This is a genomic window from Prauserella oleivorans, from assembly GCF_042685745.1.
GTDB classification, from domain to species: Bacteria; Actinomycetota; Actinomycetes; order Mycobacteriales; family Pseudonocardiaceae; genus Prauserella_A; species Prauserella_A oleivorans.
On the sequence record NZ_JBHUNT010000001.1, the window covers coordinates 2,575,341 to 2,588,967 of the forward strand.

Genomic DNA, 13,627 nt, shown 5'->3' on the forward strand with positions numbered 1-13,627 from the left:
GGGCCTACGTGGTGTGGACGATCAGTACGTCGACACCGGACTTGCGGGCGACCTCGGAGGGCACCGATCCGAGGATCCGGCCCGTCAGCGTGTTGAGCCCGCGGTTGCCGACCACCAGCAGGTCGGCCTTGCGCTCGGCGGCGACATCGCGCAGCACGTCGACCGGTGCGCCCTTCACGGCCACCGTCTCGATCTTCGCGGCCCCGGCCTTGATGGCCCGGTCCCGGGCGGTCTGGAGAGTATCCTCGGCCGGCGCCGAGCCCACGACCTGGTACGCCTCGTCGCCGAGCTCGTCCTGCGCCCGTTCGACCTCCTGCTTGCTCGCGGGGTAGTAGGCGCACACGATCACGAGCGTGGCGGCCGCGTCCGCGGCGACGGAGGCTGCGCGGTCGACGGCTGCGAACGAGGAGTCCGACCCATCGGTCCCGACGACCACGGTCTGGTAAGCGGCCATTCTGAGGTCCTCCAGCGGGTGCTCAGGCAACACTGCAGGCCGACAGTAGCCGGTCGGGCGCGCGGACGCAGCAGGAACCTACTCGCGAGTCGGTTCGGATCCGGCCGACGCTGTGGCGTGGGCCTTCTGGCCGTTCGCACGGGCCCGGCCGGAGTCGTCCGACACGGGCTCGCTGCCGTCGATCGCGGCCTCCACCTGCGCGAGCATCGCCCGCGCCGCGTTCACCTGGTCGGCGATCGCTCCCCGCAGCGTGCGCAGCGCCTCGACCTTGGCTTTCGCGTCGGCGATGCGGCGGTTCGCGATCTCGGTCGCCTCGCGGACCCGGCGGTTGGCCTCCTCGGTGGCCTCGCGCACGCGCCGGTTCGCCTCGTCGGTGGCCTCCGCGACCCGGGCGTTGGCCTCGCTGATCGAGTTCTGCTTGCGCCGGTTGGCGTCCTCGATGGACTCGCGCCGGCGCCGCTCGATCTCGGTCCGCGCCTTGGCCTGCTCGTCGGCGACCTCCTTGCGGATGGCGGCCGCCTCCTCGGTGGCCTCCCGAACGCGCCGCTCGGCCTCCGCCTTGCTCGCCGCCTCCTGCTCGGCGAGCTCGCGCATGGCCTCCGCGCGGCGCGTGGCCATCGCGATCTCGAAGTCCTCCTCGACCTGGGTGCGCCGCTGCTCGGCTTCCCGGTCGAGCCGGTCTCGTTCCTGCTTGGCCTTGGTGGTGATCGACTCGGCCTCGGCCCGCGCGTCGGCGAGGACCTTGCGGTGCTCGGCCTCCATTTCCCGGCGCCGCTCGGCGAGTTCGGTGAGGAGCTGCTCGTAGCGGGCGCGCATGGCGCTCGCGTCGGCCTCGGCCTTCGCCCGGATGTGCCCGGCCTCGGCCTCGGCCCGTGCCTTGGTGTCGCTGGCCTCCTCCTGCGCCAGCCTCAGCATGCGTTGCAGGCGTTCGGAAAGCCCCTCGATGGTCGTCGGCGGCTGGGCGAGCCGGTCGACCTGCCCCCGCAGGTCGTCGATCTCGATGCGCGCGGCTTCGAGCTGCCTTGCCAGGTCGCCGGCCTGCGAGATGGCCGCGTCCCTGTCGGACGTGAGCATCTTGAGGTCGGCGTCCAGCCGCTCCAGATGCTCGTCGACCTGTGCGCGGTTGTAGCCGCGCTTCTCGAAGTCGAAGCCGGCTCCCAGCGGCACGAGCTCCCGTTCTTCGCCAAGGCTCATGACTCCACCCTAACGGCAGGTGAGATTGACCCGCCGTGGAACGTCTCGATGCCGCGCACGTGTCGTTCACACATTTCCCGTGGCAGGCCCACCGCGGCCGAAATTCCGATGTACCGCAACGTAGGCCGGGCATCGCCCGCAAGCCGGCCGATTCGTACGTTGTGGACACCGGCGAGGTGCCCGCCCGAGGCGAGGCCCGTGGGTGCGTGACGGCCGGCCGCCGCCGGCTGGGCTCGAGTGCGCGCGGCTCCACGCACGCGCGGCGCGCGGCGACTGTGGTGCGGACGTGGGCGAAGCTGCCGGTTCGGCAGCGTGGGGAACCTCGCGAACGTCCCCGGTGCCACCCGCCGTTGTCGTTGCGGAAGAAGGCGTCGCCGGTGTTTGACCGGGCGGCCAACCAAGGCGCATTCTGGATTCGGGACCGCCTCACGACGGTTTCCGCGGTGACACACCGACGTGCTCACCGTGTGGTTGTCCTCTTGGAGGTGATCACGATGGCTGGGGTCTCGGCACGTCCCTGGACGCGACCGCACGACTGGGCCGAAGTCGTGCTGGGTGCGGTACTCGCGTTGTCCCCGATCTGGATGGACACCGACAACGCCGCGATGTGGACGATGATCGTGCTCGGTGCCCTCATCGCCGTCGACGGCCTGGTCTCGCTCGCGCGGCCCGGCCTGATCTACGGCGAGGGCCTGCAGGTCGTCCTCGGTGCGCTGGCGTTCATCTCGCCGTGGGTCATGACCTACACCGGGCTCACCGGCGCGGCATGGACGTCGTGGATCGTCGGCGGGCTCACCGTGCTGGTCGGCGCGGCGGCCTTGCCGGTGGCCAACTCGGTGCACCGCACGGCGGGCCAGCACTGAACGACCCGTTCGCGGCGTTGCCCGGGCCCGGGCAACGCCGCGATCCGTACTCGGAAAGGGGAGCGATGCCTCGTACCGCAGGTGACGATTCCTCGGCCCGCGAACGCATCCTCCTCGCCGCCGAACGGCTCTTCTCGGAGTGCGGATTCGACGCCACGCCGACCTCGCGGATCGCCGAGGTCGCCGGCGTCCCCAAAGGCCTCGTGCACTACTACTTCCGGCGCAAGCAGGACCTGCTGACGGCGCTCGTCGAGCGGCTGCCGGACGAGCACGTCGAGCCGGAACGCGTCGTCGTGCCGGGCGACATCGCGGAGAGCCTGCGCAGGCTGGTCGCCGAACTCGACCGCAGGCTGGCCTCGTCCTGGGTGCTGTCCCACCTGCTCTGGCGCGAGGCGGACACCCACGGCGCCGTGCGCGACGCGCTGCAGAGCCGCTACGACGTGCTGGTGGCCCAGGTCAAGTCCGTCATCATCGCGGCGGCGGGAGCGGGCACGCTCGCGCTCGCCGACGTCGACAGCGCGGCCGCGCTCCTGGCGCTCGCCGTGAGTTACCGGCACTCGGTCGCCCGCCACTCGGAGGGCGCGCCCGAGGAGATGGAGCGCGAACTGACGTTCATCGCGGGCGCCCTGACCCGGGGGCGCGCCGGCGCCTAGTGCTCCGCGGCCGGTTCGACCAGCTCCACCAGCACGCCGCCGGCGTCCTTGGGGTGGACGAAGTTGACGCGGCTGTTCGCCGTGCCGCGCTTCGCCTCGGGGTAGAGCAGCCGCAGCCCCTTGGCGCGCAGCGCCTCCGCCGCGGCCTCGACGTCGGTGACCCGGTAGGCCAGCTGCTGCAGCCCGGGGCCTTTGGTGTCGAGGAACTTGCCGATCGTCGAGTCCGGCCGAAGCGGCGCGAGCAGTTGCACGGCAGGGCCGTCCGCGTCACCGGGCGCGTGCAGCATCGCCTCCCGCACGCCCTGCTCCTCGTTGACCTCGACGTGCGTCGCCTCGAGGCCGAAGTTCTCGGCGTAGAACTCGAGGGCGGCGTCGAGGTCCGGGACGGCGACGCCGACGTGGTCGATCGTCGTGATGAACGGCCTCAGTGCCTCCTGCATACGGGCAGGATAGGGGCCGGGTGCACAGCCTGGACGTGCGCTTGTTCACAACGTGTGCTGCCTCCTGCGCGCGGTCGCCCCGTGCGGCCGGCCGGTATCGTCATCGTCGCGGCTTGTGCAATGAGGCAGCGCGTCGATGACTTCTTGGAGGCTGTTGTGTCCGGTTCCGTGATCCTGGGTGCGGCCCGTACGCCGATCGGTCGGCTGCTGGGCTCGTTGAAGGACTTCTCCGGCGCCCAGCTCGGCGGTATCGCCATCAAGGCGGCGCTGGAGCGTGCGGGTGTGGCGCCGGAGCAGGTGCAGTACACGATCATGGGGCAGGTCCTCACCGCGGGCGCCGGGCAGATCCCGGCCCGCCAGGCCGCCGTGGCCGCGGGCATCCCGATGGACGTCCCCGCGCTGTCGATCAACAAGGTGTGCCTGTCCGGCCTCGACGCCATCGCGCTCGCCGACCAGCTCATCCGGGCCGGCGAGTTCGACATCGTCGTCGCGGGCGGCCAGGAGTCGATGACCCAGGCCCCGCACCTGCTGCCCAAGTCGCGGTCCGGCTTCAAGTACGGCGACACCACGCTCGTCGACCACATGGCGCACGACGGCCTGTTCTGCGCGTTCGATCAGGTCGCGATGGGTGTGTCGACCGAGAAGTACAACGCCCGCTACGGCGTCACCCGCGAGGACCAGGACGCGTTCGCCGCCCGGTCGCACCAGCGGGCCGCCAAGGCGATCGCCAACGGCACCTTCGCCGACGAGATCGCCGAGGTGCAGATCCCGCAGCGCAAGGGCGATCCGGTGGTGTTCTCCACCGACGAGGGCGTGCGCGGCGACACCACGGCCGAGGGTCTCGCCAAGCTGCGCCCGGCCTTCTCCGCCGACGGCACCATCACCGCCGGATCCTCGTCGCAGATCTCCGACGGCGCGGCGGCCGTGGTGGTGGCGAGCAAGGCGAAGGCCGAGGAGCTCGGGATCGCGCCGCTGGCCGAGATCGGCGCGCACGGCGTGGTGGCCGGCCCGGACGCCAGCCTGCACGAGCAGCCGTCCAACGCCATCAAGGCTGCGCTGGGCAAGGCGAAGCTCGGCACGGACGCCCTGGACCTGGTCGAGATCAACGAGGCGTTCGCGGCGGTCGGGCTCGTGTCCACGCAGCAGCTGGGCATCGACCCGGAGATCGTCAACGTCAACGGCGGGGCCATCGCGCTCGGCCACCCGATCGGTGCCTCCGGTGCGCGGCTCGTCGTGCACCTGGCCTACGAGCTGCGCCGCCGGGGCGGCGGGCTCGGTGCCGCCGCGCTGTGCGGTGGCGGCGGCCAGGGTGACGCCCTGCTCCTGAGCGTCCCGAAGCAGTAAGGGCGCGCCAGGTCTGGCGGCGAAGGCAGCCGGGTCCGGGTGCCGGAGGTCGCCGACCTGGTCGCCCAGGCACGGGATGGTGGTCCGCAAGCCGTCGCGCGGCTCCTCACGATGGTCGAGGACGCCGCACCCGAGGCTGAGGGAGATCGCGTCCGCGCTCACGCCCTGCACCGGCAACGCGCACATCATCGGGCTCACCGGCCGGCCGCGCTGGGCGCTGCTCGGCGACCGCATCCGGATGACCGAGCACGCCACCGAACCCAGGGTGTTCATCCCGTCGATGGCCACCCGCGATCGTCTCGGTGGCCTGTCCTGGGCCACGCCCCAGGTCGTGCGGCGTGCTCGATGCGGCCGGGTTCGACGTGGTGCTGATCGAGACCGTCGGGGTTGGACAGTCCGAGGTGGACGTCGTGCGGCCGGCGGACACCACGGTGGTGCTGCTCGCACCAGGCATGGGCGACGGCATCCAGGCCGCCAGGGCCAGGTGCCGGAGATCGCCGACTGCCTCGTGGTCGACAAGGCCGACCGGCCGGGTGCGGACTCGACCGTGCACGACCTTCGGCAGACGCTCGCCGGGAGCCGCCGCGACGTGGCCGGACCTGCGTGGCGGCAGCCGATCGTGCCGACCGTCGCCGCGAAGCGTGAGGGTGCCGAGGACCTGGTGACCCGCCCGGTAAGCCGTTCAGTAGCGAGCCGCCGCCCGCAGCGCCGTCGCGGCGTCGCCGACCAGCGGATCGCCGTGGCCGAAGCACGCGATGTCGGTGTCGAGCTCGGCAAGCCGGCGCAGGGACGCCACGGTGCGTTGCCGGTCCTGGTTGAACACGCCGAGCATGATCTCGCCGCCGTGCTCGGCGATCGTGTCGCCGGTGAAGAGCACGCGTTCGCCGGGCAGGTAGAGCGCCATGCTGCCCGCGGTGTGCCCCGGGATCCACAGCACGTGGGCGTTCTCGCCGACCCGGTCGCCGTCGTCCAGGTCGATGTCGACCTCCGCGGGCGGTCCCGTGATGTTGTCGCCCACCTGGTCGAACAGCGGACGTTCCCAGTCCTGCAGCACCGGCGGCGGTGCGGCGGCCAGGCCGCGGACGATCGGCGCGTCGAACCGGTGCGCGTGGACTGCAGCCGCGCTCCACGACCGGATCTCGGCCACCGAGCCCGCGTGGTCGCCGTGGAAGTGCGTGAGCACGATCCGGCGGAGGTCGCCGCGCGATGCCCCGACGTGCTCGAGCGCGCGGGCGATCTCCTCGCCGTTGCCGGGTGGTCCGGTGTCGACGAGCGTGACGCCGTCGCCGTCCCGCCACAGATAGGCCTGCCCGACGGCGAACCGCAGCAGGTGCAGACGCGGGGTGAGCTCGACGAGGTCCATGCCGCCGAACGTAGCCGCGGAGACGGCCCACGCCGAGCCGATCCGCTCAGGGCGAACCGCCGGCCGGCGTGCGGCGCAGTGCCCCCAGGCCTCCAGCGTCGCGGCGAAACGCGCGCTCCGGGATGGAGCGGCTCACCCGCCTCGCGTGGGACGCGGCGGGCGGCAGCGGACCACGGTCACGTCGCCGGTGAGCTCGAGTTCGCCCGCGCCGTGCGGCACCACCACGGTGTCACCCCGGCCGAGCGCGTGCTCGGTGCCGTGGGCGGTGCGCAGCGCGCCCGATCCGGCCAGCACGACGAGCACCGCGAACGACGGATCCAGCCCGAGCGCCCCGCCCGCGGGACACAGCCGGTCGGCCCGGAAGAACTCCGCCGCCCCCGTCGCGAGCAGGTCCACGGTCCCGTCCGGCTCGGCTCCGGTGGTGCGGACGAGAGTGCGCAGCCGCTCCTCGTCCCAGCCGGAGGTGTCGAGCGCGCGCAACGCGGTGTCGAACCCCAGGCCGAGGTGGCCCCTCTCCGGGGCCCCGAGGAAGTCACGCCACTCCATGGTCAGCGAGAAGTCCGTGGGCTGCTGCAGCTCCACCACGAACACGCCCGCGCCGATCGCGTGCGGCAGGCCCGCCGGGATGAACACCGTGTCGCCGGGCCGGACCCGGATCGAGTTGAGCGCGCCGAGCATCGAGGGCGCGTCCTGGTCCCGTACCCAGTCGGACACGGTCGCGAGGCTCTGCGATCGCCGGAACCCGGCGTACACGGTCGCGTCCTGCTCGCTCGTGCCCACCACGATCCACGCCTCGGTCTTGCCGAAGTGGGAGTCGAAGTGCCGGCGTGCGAACGCGTCGTCCGGGTGGAAGTGCACGGGCAGGCGCTGCCCGGCGTCGAGCAGCTTCACCAGCAATGCCGTCGAGCCGCCGAACGCCGCGACATGTGCCTCACCGAGCCAGCCCACCGGGTCGGCACGGACGGCGTCGCGCAGCCACCGGCCGTCCGGCAGCCGGGTCAGGCCGTCGGTGTCCTTGCCGAACATCGTCGTCGTGGAGGCGACCCAGTCCTCCGGGCCGTACTCCCGGGCGCCGCCGCCGCGGAGCTCGGCGATGGCGGCACCGCCGCGGTAGAACTGCTTCGGCTGATTGGCGGGCAGCGTGATCGGGGTGAGCGGCTGCGGCATCGGACCTCCGGGACGACGGCGGGTTCTGCGCGAGGTGCGGCAGGCGAGGGTACGCCGCCGGAAACGGAGAAGCCGCACCCGGGAGCGCGGGGCACAGGCTAGATTCTCGCCATGACACCACCGCCGGCGCTGTCGGTCAGCGACATCCGCATGAGCTACGGAGACCTCCGCGCCGTCGACGGCGTGTCGTTCGAGGTCGCCGAGGGCGAGTTCTTCGGCATCCTCGGCCCGAACGGTGCCGGCAAGACCACAACCCTGGAGATCGCCGAGGGCCTGCGGGAGCCGGACAGCGGGACGGTGCGGTTGCTCGGCGAGCCGCCGTGGCCACGCAACGTCGCGCTGTTGCCGCGCATCGGGGTGCAACTGCAGGCGTCGGCGTTCTTCGAGAAGCTCAGCACGCGGGAACAGCTGGAGACTTTCGCCTCCCTCTACGGCGTGGGTCCCGCCCGCGTCGACGAGATGCTCGAGCTGGTGGGGCTCACCGGCAAGGCGAGCACACCGGAGGCCAAGTTGTCCGGCGGCCAGCGGCAGCGGCTGTCCATCGCCTGCGCGCTCGTGCACGACCCCGACATCGTCTTTCTCGACGAGCCGACCGCGGCACTCGACCCGCAGGCCCGGCGCAACCTGTGGGACGTGCTGCGCGAGGTCCAGGCGCGCGGCAAGACGATCGTCTACACCACCCACTACCTCGACGAGGCCGAGGTGCTGTGCGACCGCGTCGCGATCATGGACCACGGCCGCATCCTCGCCATGGACACGCCCGCCCGGCTCGTCCGGGACCTCGACGCCGCGGCCCGGGTGAGCCTCGACCGTGGCTCGCTGCCGGCCGAGCGCGCCCGCGGACTGCCCGGCGCGGACGCGGTGACCGAGGACGACACGACGCTGACCATCTCCACCCGCAACCCCGCGCCGCTGCTGTCCGCGCTCGCCGAACTCGGCACGCTCGAAGGCCTGCAGGTGCGCACAGCCACGCTCGAGGACGTCTTCCTCGACCTGACCGGCAGGGAGTACCGGGCGTGACCCTCACCGAGACCGACCGCGAACCGCCGACCACGCCAACGCGACCCGCCCGGTCCTTGCCGTTCCGTGCGCTGTCGAAGGCGATGTTTCTCGGCTTCGTGCGCGACAAGGCGACGCTGTTCTTCACGTTCCTGATGCCGTTGATGTTCCTGTTCATCTTCGGGTTGATCTTCGGCGGGGAGGAGACGTCGAAGCCGCAGCTCGGCGTGGTCGGTGACGGCTCGGTGATCGCCGCGCTCGACGAGTCGGGCATCGTCGAACTGACGCCGTTCACCTCCGCGGGCGAGGCCGAGGAACAGGTGCGCTCCGGCGACCTGCCCGGGTTCGTCACCCAGCACGGCGGAACCGTCACGCTGCGGTACGCGGCCAGTGACCAGGACAGCGCGGGGACGCTGCAGGGCATCGTCAACGGCGTGGTGAGCCAGGTCAACGTCCAGGCGACCGGCCAGCCGCCGCGCTACACCGTCGAGTCGCGCCAGGTCGAGGACGAGTCGCTCGAGTACATCCAGTTCATGGCGCCGGGCATCCTGTCGTGGGCCGTGTCGATCGCCGCGGTCTTCGGGGCCGCGATCACGTTCGTCAACTGGCGCAAGAAGCAGGTGCTGCGCAGGCTGCGGCTCGCCCCCGTGCAGCCGATCACGGTCCTCGGATCCCGCGTCGTCGTGACGCTCGGGGTGGCGCTGCTGCAGTTCGCCGTGTTCGTCGGGGTGGCCATGCTGCCGATGTTCGGGCTGAGGCTGACGGGCCAGTGGTGGCTGTCCGTGCCGCTGCTGCTGCTCGGCACGCTGTCGTTCTTCTCGGTCGGCATGCTGGTGGGCGCGTTCTGCAAGACCGAGGAAGCGGCCAGCGGCGTGGCCAACCTCATCACGCTGCCGATGGCGTTCCTCTCCGGCGCGTTCCTGCCGGTGGAGATGATGCCCCAGTGGCTGCAGGGCGTGTCGTGGATCTTCCCGATGCGCCACCTCAACGAGGGCATGCTCGACTTCCTCGCCCGCGGGCAGGGGTATGAGGCCTTCTGGCTACCCGCTCTCGTGCTGATCGGGTTCACCGTCGTCGTCGGCCTGGTCGCCGCCAAGGCCTTCCGCTGGGAGGACTGACCGCGCACGGTGAGAATGATCACCGGCCCCGGTGTCCTGGTGAGCACCATCACGCTTCACACTGGGATGAGCGCGCCCGACATCGTGGTTGGCGTGTACAGCACCCGCATCCGGCCGCTTTTTCGGGCGGTGTCGTGATTTCGAGGAGGAACCGTTGTCGAACAAGGCTGCCGTCTTGTTCCGCGTGGTCGCCATCGCCGAGGCGTTTTCGTGGGCCGGCTTGCTGATCGGCATGTTCCTGAAGTACGTCGTGGAGCTTGGCGAGGGCGGTGTTCCCGTGCTGGGCATGGTGCACGGCGTGATGTTCGTGCTCTACGTGGTCGTGACGCTGGTGGCGGCGCGCCCGCTCGGCTGGAAGGCCGGCACGGTGATCACCGCGCTGCTGGCGAGCATCCCGCCACTGTTCACGTGGTGGTTCGAGGCGTGGGCGCTGCGTCGCGGCAAGCTCGACGGCCCGGAGCGCGCGTCGCACGGCGGCACGGGGCTCATCATCCGCGAGACCGCGAACGCCTGACGCCCGAGCCGCTGCTCGGGCTCACTCGGCGAAGTCGCCCGCGGCTTTGCGCACCTTCGTCAGCAGCTCGGTGAGCTGTCGTGTCTGCCGCTCGGTGAGCCCAACCAGGCCGAAGTCGATCGCGGTGACGGCCTTGGTGGCCTGCTCCCGGCGCAGCCGCCCCTCGTCGGTGATCTCGACGAGCGTGGTGCGGCGGTCGGTCGGATGCGGCATCCGCTTGACGAGACCGTCCTTCTCCAGCCGGTCCACGATGTTGGTAACGCTCGTAGGGTGCAGCTGGAGGCGCTCACCCATCACCCGCATCGGCAGGCTCGTCCGGCGCGCGAACGTCAGCAGCACCAGCGCCTCGTAGCGGGCGAACGTCAGCCCGTGCGGCTTCAGCGCCCCGTCGACGGCGGACTGGACGATCTGCTGCACCCGCATCAGGCCGGTGACGGCCGCCATGGTCTCGGAGGGCCCGATGCGGTCCTCCCACAGCTGCGCCGCGCGCGCGATCGGGTCGAACGGCAACGGACGGTTCATGGGGCTCGAAGTTAGCAGCGAGGGTGGGCAAGCTGGGGACCGGTAGGGCCGATCCAGGCAGCGGATTCACCGCGCGGCAGCGCGCCGGCAAGGAGGAAACGCATGATCGTCGCATTCAGCGTCAGCCCGTCGGGCGGGGACTCCGACGGCGGGGTGAGCGAGGCCGTCGCCCGTGCCGTGCAGGTCGTACGTGAGTCCGGGTTGCCGAACTCCACCAACGCGATGTTCACCAACATCGAGGGCGAGTGGGACGAGGTGATGGCCGTCGTCAAACGAGCCGTCGAGGCGGCGGGCGAGGGGTCGCCGCGGGTGAGCCTGGTGCTCAAGGCCGACATCCGGCCCGGCTACGAGGGGCAGCTGGAGGCGAAGGTGCGGCGGGTCGAGGAGCGGCTGCGTGGCGAGTAGCCCCACCGGTGGCGTTTCTGCTGTTCGCGCGTACCGCTGGACGGGTGCGACGCGGCCGGTTCGCTAGCATCCACCTGCGATGACCGAACCGGACGTTCGTGCCAGGATGGAACCGTGACACAGCCACGCGGATCAGCAGCCAACTCACAAGCGATGTCCGCCGCGCTTTCCGGGGCGGTCGACCTGTCCGGGCTGAAGGCGCGAGCCGACGCCGCGCGCCAGCAGCCGAGCGGGTCCGCTCAGCAGCCAGCCGGGGGCGGAGCACCCGCGGGCGGCGCGGGCGGTGCCGTTGTCGACGTCACCGAGGCGACCTTTCAGGCCGAGGTCGTCGAGCGGTCGTTGCAGACCCTCGTCGTCGTGGACCTTTGGGCCGACTGGTGCGGCCCGTGCAAGCAGCTCAGCCCGGTGCTGGAGAAGCTCGCCGCCGAGGGCAACGGCTCGTGGATCCTCGCGAAGATCGACGTGGACGCCAACCCGCGGATCTCGCAGCTGTTCGGCGTGCAGTCGATCCCGACCGTCGTCGCCATCGCGGGCGGCCAGCCCGTCGACGCGTTCTCCGGTGCGCTGCCGGAGCCGCAGATCCGGCAGTGGCTGACGCAGCTGCTCGACGCGCTGCGGGACAAGCTGCCCGGCATCCGCGCCGCGGAGCAGGCCGCGGGCGGCCCGGTGGAGGAGCCGGAAGACCCCAGGTTCACCGAGGCCGAGGAGGCGCTGGCGCGGGGCGACTTCGCCGCGGCCGAGGCGGCGTACCAGCGCATTCTCGACGCCGAGCCGGGCAACGAGCAGGCCAAGGCCGCACTGAACCAGGTGCGGTTCTCGGCGCGTGCCAGCCAGGCCGACTCGTCCGCGGTCGCCCGGGCCGAGGCCGACCCCGACGACCTCGACGCCCAGCTGGCGGCCGCCGACTACGAGGTCGCCCAGCATCAGATCGAGGCGGGTTTCGCCCGCCTCATCGGTGTCGTGCGGCGGACGAGCGGCGCGGACCGCAACCGCGTGCGCGAGCACCTCGTCGGCCTGTTCGAGCTGTTCGACCCGGCCGACGAGCGCGTCATCAAGGCCCGCCGGGACCTCGCCAGCGCCCTGTTCTAGGCGCCGGCGCTCACGCGTAGTTCGTCGTGCAGGCCTTCGATCCCTCGAAGTAGCCGAGCCGCAGGGACTCGACGCGCGCGAAGCCGTTCGCGACGCGGTGGCCGGTGACGTCCGCCGCAAGCAGGCTGCGCGGCTGCAGCAGCTCCGCGATCGCCTCGTCCAGGTCGCCCGGCGACAGCAGCAGTGTGTTGCCGTTGCCGGGCCGACTGATGGCGCCCGCCCACGCGCCGACGAGACACGAGGTGCGCAGGCCCGCGTTCGGTCCCTCCAGCGAGGCGCCCACGCCCTTCTGGATGCCCTGCACGTAGCGGGAGGCGATCTCGGCGAACGCGGCGAAGTCGCCGAGACCCCCGTCGGACTCGGCACCCTGGAACTCGGCCTCGCGGTCCACCGGCTGACCGATCTCGGACAGCGTGGCCAGGTCGATGCTCACGGTGTTGTCCGCGGGGCAGTACGACGCGGGCGGTGTCGACGTGCCGTCGGCGCACTCGCCACCGTCGTCGACGATCTCGGGCGCCTCCACCCCGGCGCCGGAGAATGCCAGGTCGAGACTCTCCTGCAGGAGGCTCACCGTGTCGGCGGTGATCGACACGTCGCCGCCCTGGTCGCTGGGATCGAACGGCTGCTCGGTGATCCGGGCGTCGACGTTCTCCTGGTTGATGCCCGCACACTCCGTAGCGCCCTTCTCGAAGCCGAGCTGGAAGGCGTAGGTGCGGTCGAACGCCGTGCCGTGCGCCCCGCGCTCCTGTGCGGACTGCCCGGCCTCGTCGCGGATGAAGAACAGCGACGCCAGCACCTGGTTCAGGCCTTCGGAGGTCGACACGGTGAAGTAGGTGCTCCGGCCCTCGGCCATCCAGCGGAAGTAGGAGCCGGTGAAGCAGTCGGCCTGCTGCTCCTTGACGATCGTCGAGGTGCTCTCGTCCACCCCGGCCTTCTCGCCGAGCCGGTACTGGATGGCGTGGCCGAACTCGTGGCCGAGCACGGTCACGATGGCCATCGGCCCGAACCGCTCGCGCAGCAGCGGCAACAGCATGCCCCGGTCCCACGCGACGAGGTCCTCGGGCGGGCAGTAGAACGCGTTCATCGCGGCGTCGGCGGTGGTGGCTCCGCAGACCTCGATCTCGGGCTCGCTCGGGTCGTAGGACAGCAGCGCCTTCACGGGGTCGAACCGCAGTCCGAAATGCTCGGGTAGCTGCTGCTCCCAGTAGTCACTCACGTCGGCGATGGCGGCGAGCGCAAGCCGGTCCTCCTCGGAGGAGGTGGCGCCCCGCGCGGTGACGTCCGGGGCCGGCGCGTCCGGCTTGAGCCCGCTCTCGAAGTGGGTGACGGGCAGGCCGGCGATGTCCCCCGCGGTCTGCAACCGGCCCGCTGTCTCCTCGCCGCACGCGCTCGCCAGCGAACCCGCCAGCGCGACGCTCGCGACCACGGCCATGACGCGGGCCCTGCGACCCCCAGTGCGCTTCATGATCGGCACCTTACTGAGCGGCCCGGACGAGCACTCG

15 protein-coding genes and 1 pseudogene are annotated in these 13,627 nt (G+C 71.6%); 9 read left to right on the plus strand and 7 right to left on the minus strand.

The features are described 5' to 3' along the window. Nucleotides 1–4: 4 nt before the first annotated feature. Both ACFSZT_RS12725 and ACFSZT_RS12730 read right to left on the minus strand, forming a co-directional pair. The gene (locus ACFSZT_RS12725; protein ID WP_377394238.1) at nt 5–454 is read right to left on the minus strand and encodes a universal stress protein; all 450 of its coding nucleotides are present in this window, start codon (nt 452–454) and stop codon (nt 5–7) included. Nucleotides 455–532: 78 nt separating this feature from the next. Beyond that, entirely contained in the window at nt 533–1,648 is a 1,116-nt protein-coding gene (locus ACFSZT_RS12730) for a chromosome segregation protein (protein WP_377394236.1), read from the minus strand. Between the two features lie 494 nt (nt 1,649–2,142). Here ACFSZT_RS12730 and ACFSZT_RS12735 point away from each other — a divergent pair, with 494 nt between their 5' ends. Next, the gene (locus ACFSZT_RS12735; protein ID WP_377394234.1) at nt 2,143–2,511 is read left to right on the plus strand and encodes an SPW repeat protein; all 369 of its coding nucleotides are present in this window, start codon (nt 2,143–2,145) and stop codon (nt 2,509–2,511) included. A gap of 65 nt (nt 2,512–2,576) precedes the next feature. Next, the gene (locus ACFSZT_RS12740) at nt 2,577–3,164 is read left to right on the plus strand and encodes a TetR/AcrR family transcriptional regulator (protein WP_377394232.1); all 588 of its coding nucleotides are present in this window, start codon (nt 2,577–2,579) and stop codon (nt 3,162–3,164) included. On the opposite strand, the gene mce is transcribed toward ACFSZT_RS12740, so the two are convergent. Continuing rightward, nucleotides 3,161–3,604: a methylmalonyl-CoA epimerase gene (gene mce, locus ACFSZT_RS12745; protein WP_377394230.1), complete on the minus strand. Its 444-nt coding sequence runs from the start codon at nt 3,602–3,604 to the stop codon at nt 3,161–3,163. The genes ACFSZT_RS12740 and mce overlap by 4 nt on opposite strands. Before the next feature lie 156 nt (nt 3,605–3,760). On the opposite strand from mce, the gene ACFSZT_RS12750 reads away from it, so the two are divergent. Next, the gene (locus tag ACFSZT_RS12750) at nt 3,761–4,948 is read left to right on the plus strand and encodes an acetyl-CoA C-acetyltransferase (RefSeq protein ID WP_377394228.1); all 1,188 of its coding nucleotides are present in this window, start codon (nt 3,761–3,763) and stop codon (nt 4,946–4,948) included. Between the two features lie 39 nt (nt 4,949–4,987). Beyond that, nucleotides 4,988–5,612 (plus strand): annotated as a pseudogene (locus ACFSZT_RS12755) (ArgK/MeaB family GTPase); the annotation flags it as partial. An 18-nt stretch (nt 5,613–5,630) separates the two neighbouring features. Here ACFSZT_RS12755 and ACFSZT_RS12760 read toward each other — a convergent pair. Together ACFSZT_RS12760 and ACFSZT_RS12765 are read right to left on the minus strand one after the other, a co-directional pair. Beyond that, entirely contained in the window at nt 5,631–6,311 is a 681-nt protein-coding gene (locus tag ACFSZT_RS12760; protein ID WP_377394226.1) for an MBL fold metallo-hydrolase, read from the minus strand. Between the two features lie 132 nt (nt 6,312–6,443). Continuing rightward, entirely contained in the window at nt 6,444–7,478 is a 1,035-nt protein-coding gene (locus ACFSZT_RS12765) for a class I mannose-6-phosphate isomerase (RefSeq protein WP_377394224.1), read from the minus strand. A gap of 111 nt (nt 7,479–7,589) precedes the next feature. Here ACFSZT_RS12765 and ACFSZT_RS12770 point away from each other — a divergent pair, with 111 nt between their 5' ends. From ACFSZT_RS12770 to ACFSZT_RS12780, 3 genes are all read left to right on the plus strand, one after another. Continuing rightward, the gene (locus tag ACFSZT_RS12770; RefSeq protein ID WP_377394223.1) at nt 7,590–8,498 is read left to right on the plus strand and encodes an ABC transporter ATP-binding protein; all 909 of its coding nucleotides are present in this window, start codon (nt 7,590–7,592) and stop codon (nt 8,496–8,498) included. Beyond that, entirely contained in the window at nt 8,495–9,595 is a 1,101-nt protein-coding gene (locus ACFSZT_RS12775; RefSeq protein WP_377394220.1) for an ABC transporter permease, read from the plus strand. The genes ACFSZT_RS12770 and ACFSZT_RS12775 overlap by 4 nt, the downstream gene beginning before the upstream one ends. A 154-nt stretch (nt 9,596–9,749) precedes the next feature. After that, nucleotides 9,750–10,109, plus strand: a complete 360-nt coding sequence (locus tag ACFSZT_RS12780) for a DUF3817 domain-containing protein (RefSeq protein ID WP_377394219.1) — start codon at nt 9,750–9,752, stop codon at nt 10,107–10,109. A 21-nt stretch (nt 10,110–10,130) separates the two neighbouring features. Here the strand turns inward: ACFSZT_RS12780 and ACFSZT_RS12785 are convergent, their stop codons facing one another. Further along, nucleotides 10,131–10,631, minus strand: a complete 501-nt coding sequence (locus ACFSZT_RS12785; protein ID WP_377394217.1) for a MarR family winged helix-turn-helix transcriptional regulator — start codon at nt 10,629–10,631, stop codon at nt 10,131–10,133. 102 nt (nt 10,632–10,733) lie between these two features. On the opposite strand from ACFSZT_RS12785, the gene ACFSZT_RS12790 reads away from it, so the two are divergent. Together ACFSZT_RS12790 and ACFSZT_RS12795 are read left to right on the plus strand one after the other, a co-directional pair. Then, entirely contained in the window at nt 10,734–11,036 is a 303-nt protein-coding gene (locus ACFSZT_RS12790; protein WP_377394215.1) for an MTH1187 family thiamine-binding protein, read from the plus strand. Nucleotides 11,037–11,150: 114 nt separating this feature from the next. Further along, nucleotides 11,151–12,125, plus strand: a complete 975-nt coding sequence (locus tag ACFSZT_RS12795) for a tetratricopeptide repeat protein (RefSeq protein ID WP_377394213.1) — start codon at nt 11,151–11,153, stop codon at nt 12,123–12,125. A gap of 10 nt (nt 12,126–12,135) precedes the next feature. Here ACFSZT_RS12795 and ACFSZT_RS12800 read toward each other — a convergent pair whose 3' ends face one another. Then, a complete protein-coding gene (locus ACFSZT_RS12800) occupies nt 12,136–13,590 on the minus strand; it encodes a neutral zinc metallopeptidase (protein ID WP_377394211.1) in 1,455 nt (484 codons plus the stop codon). Nucleotides 13,591–13,627 lie beyond the last annotated feature (37 nt).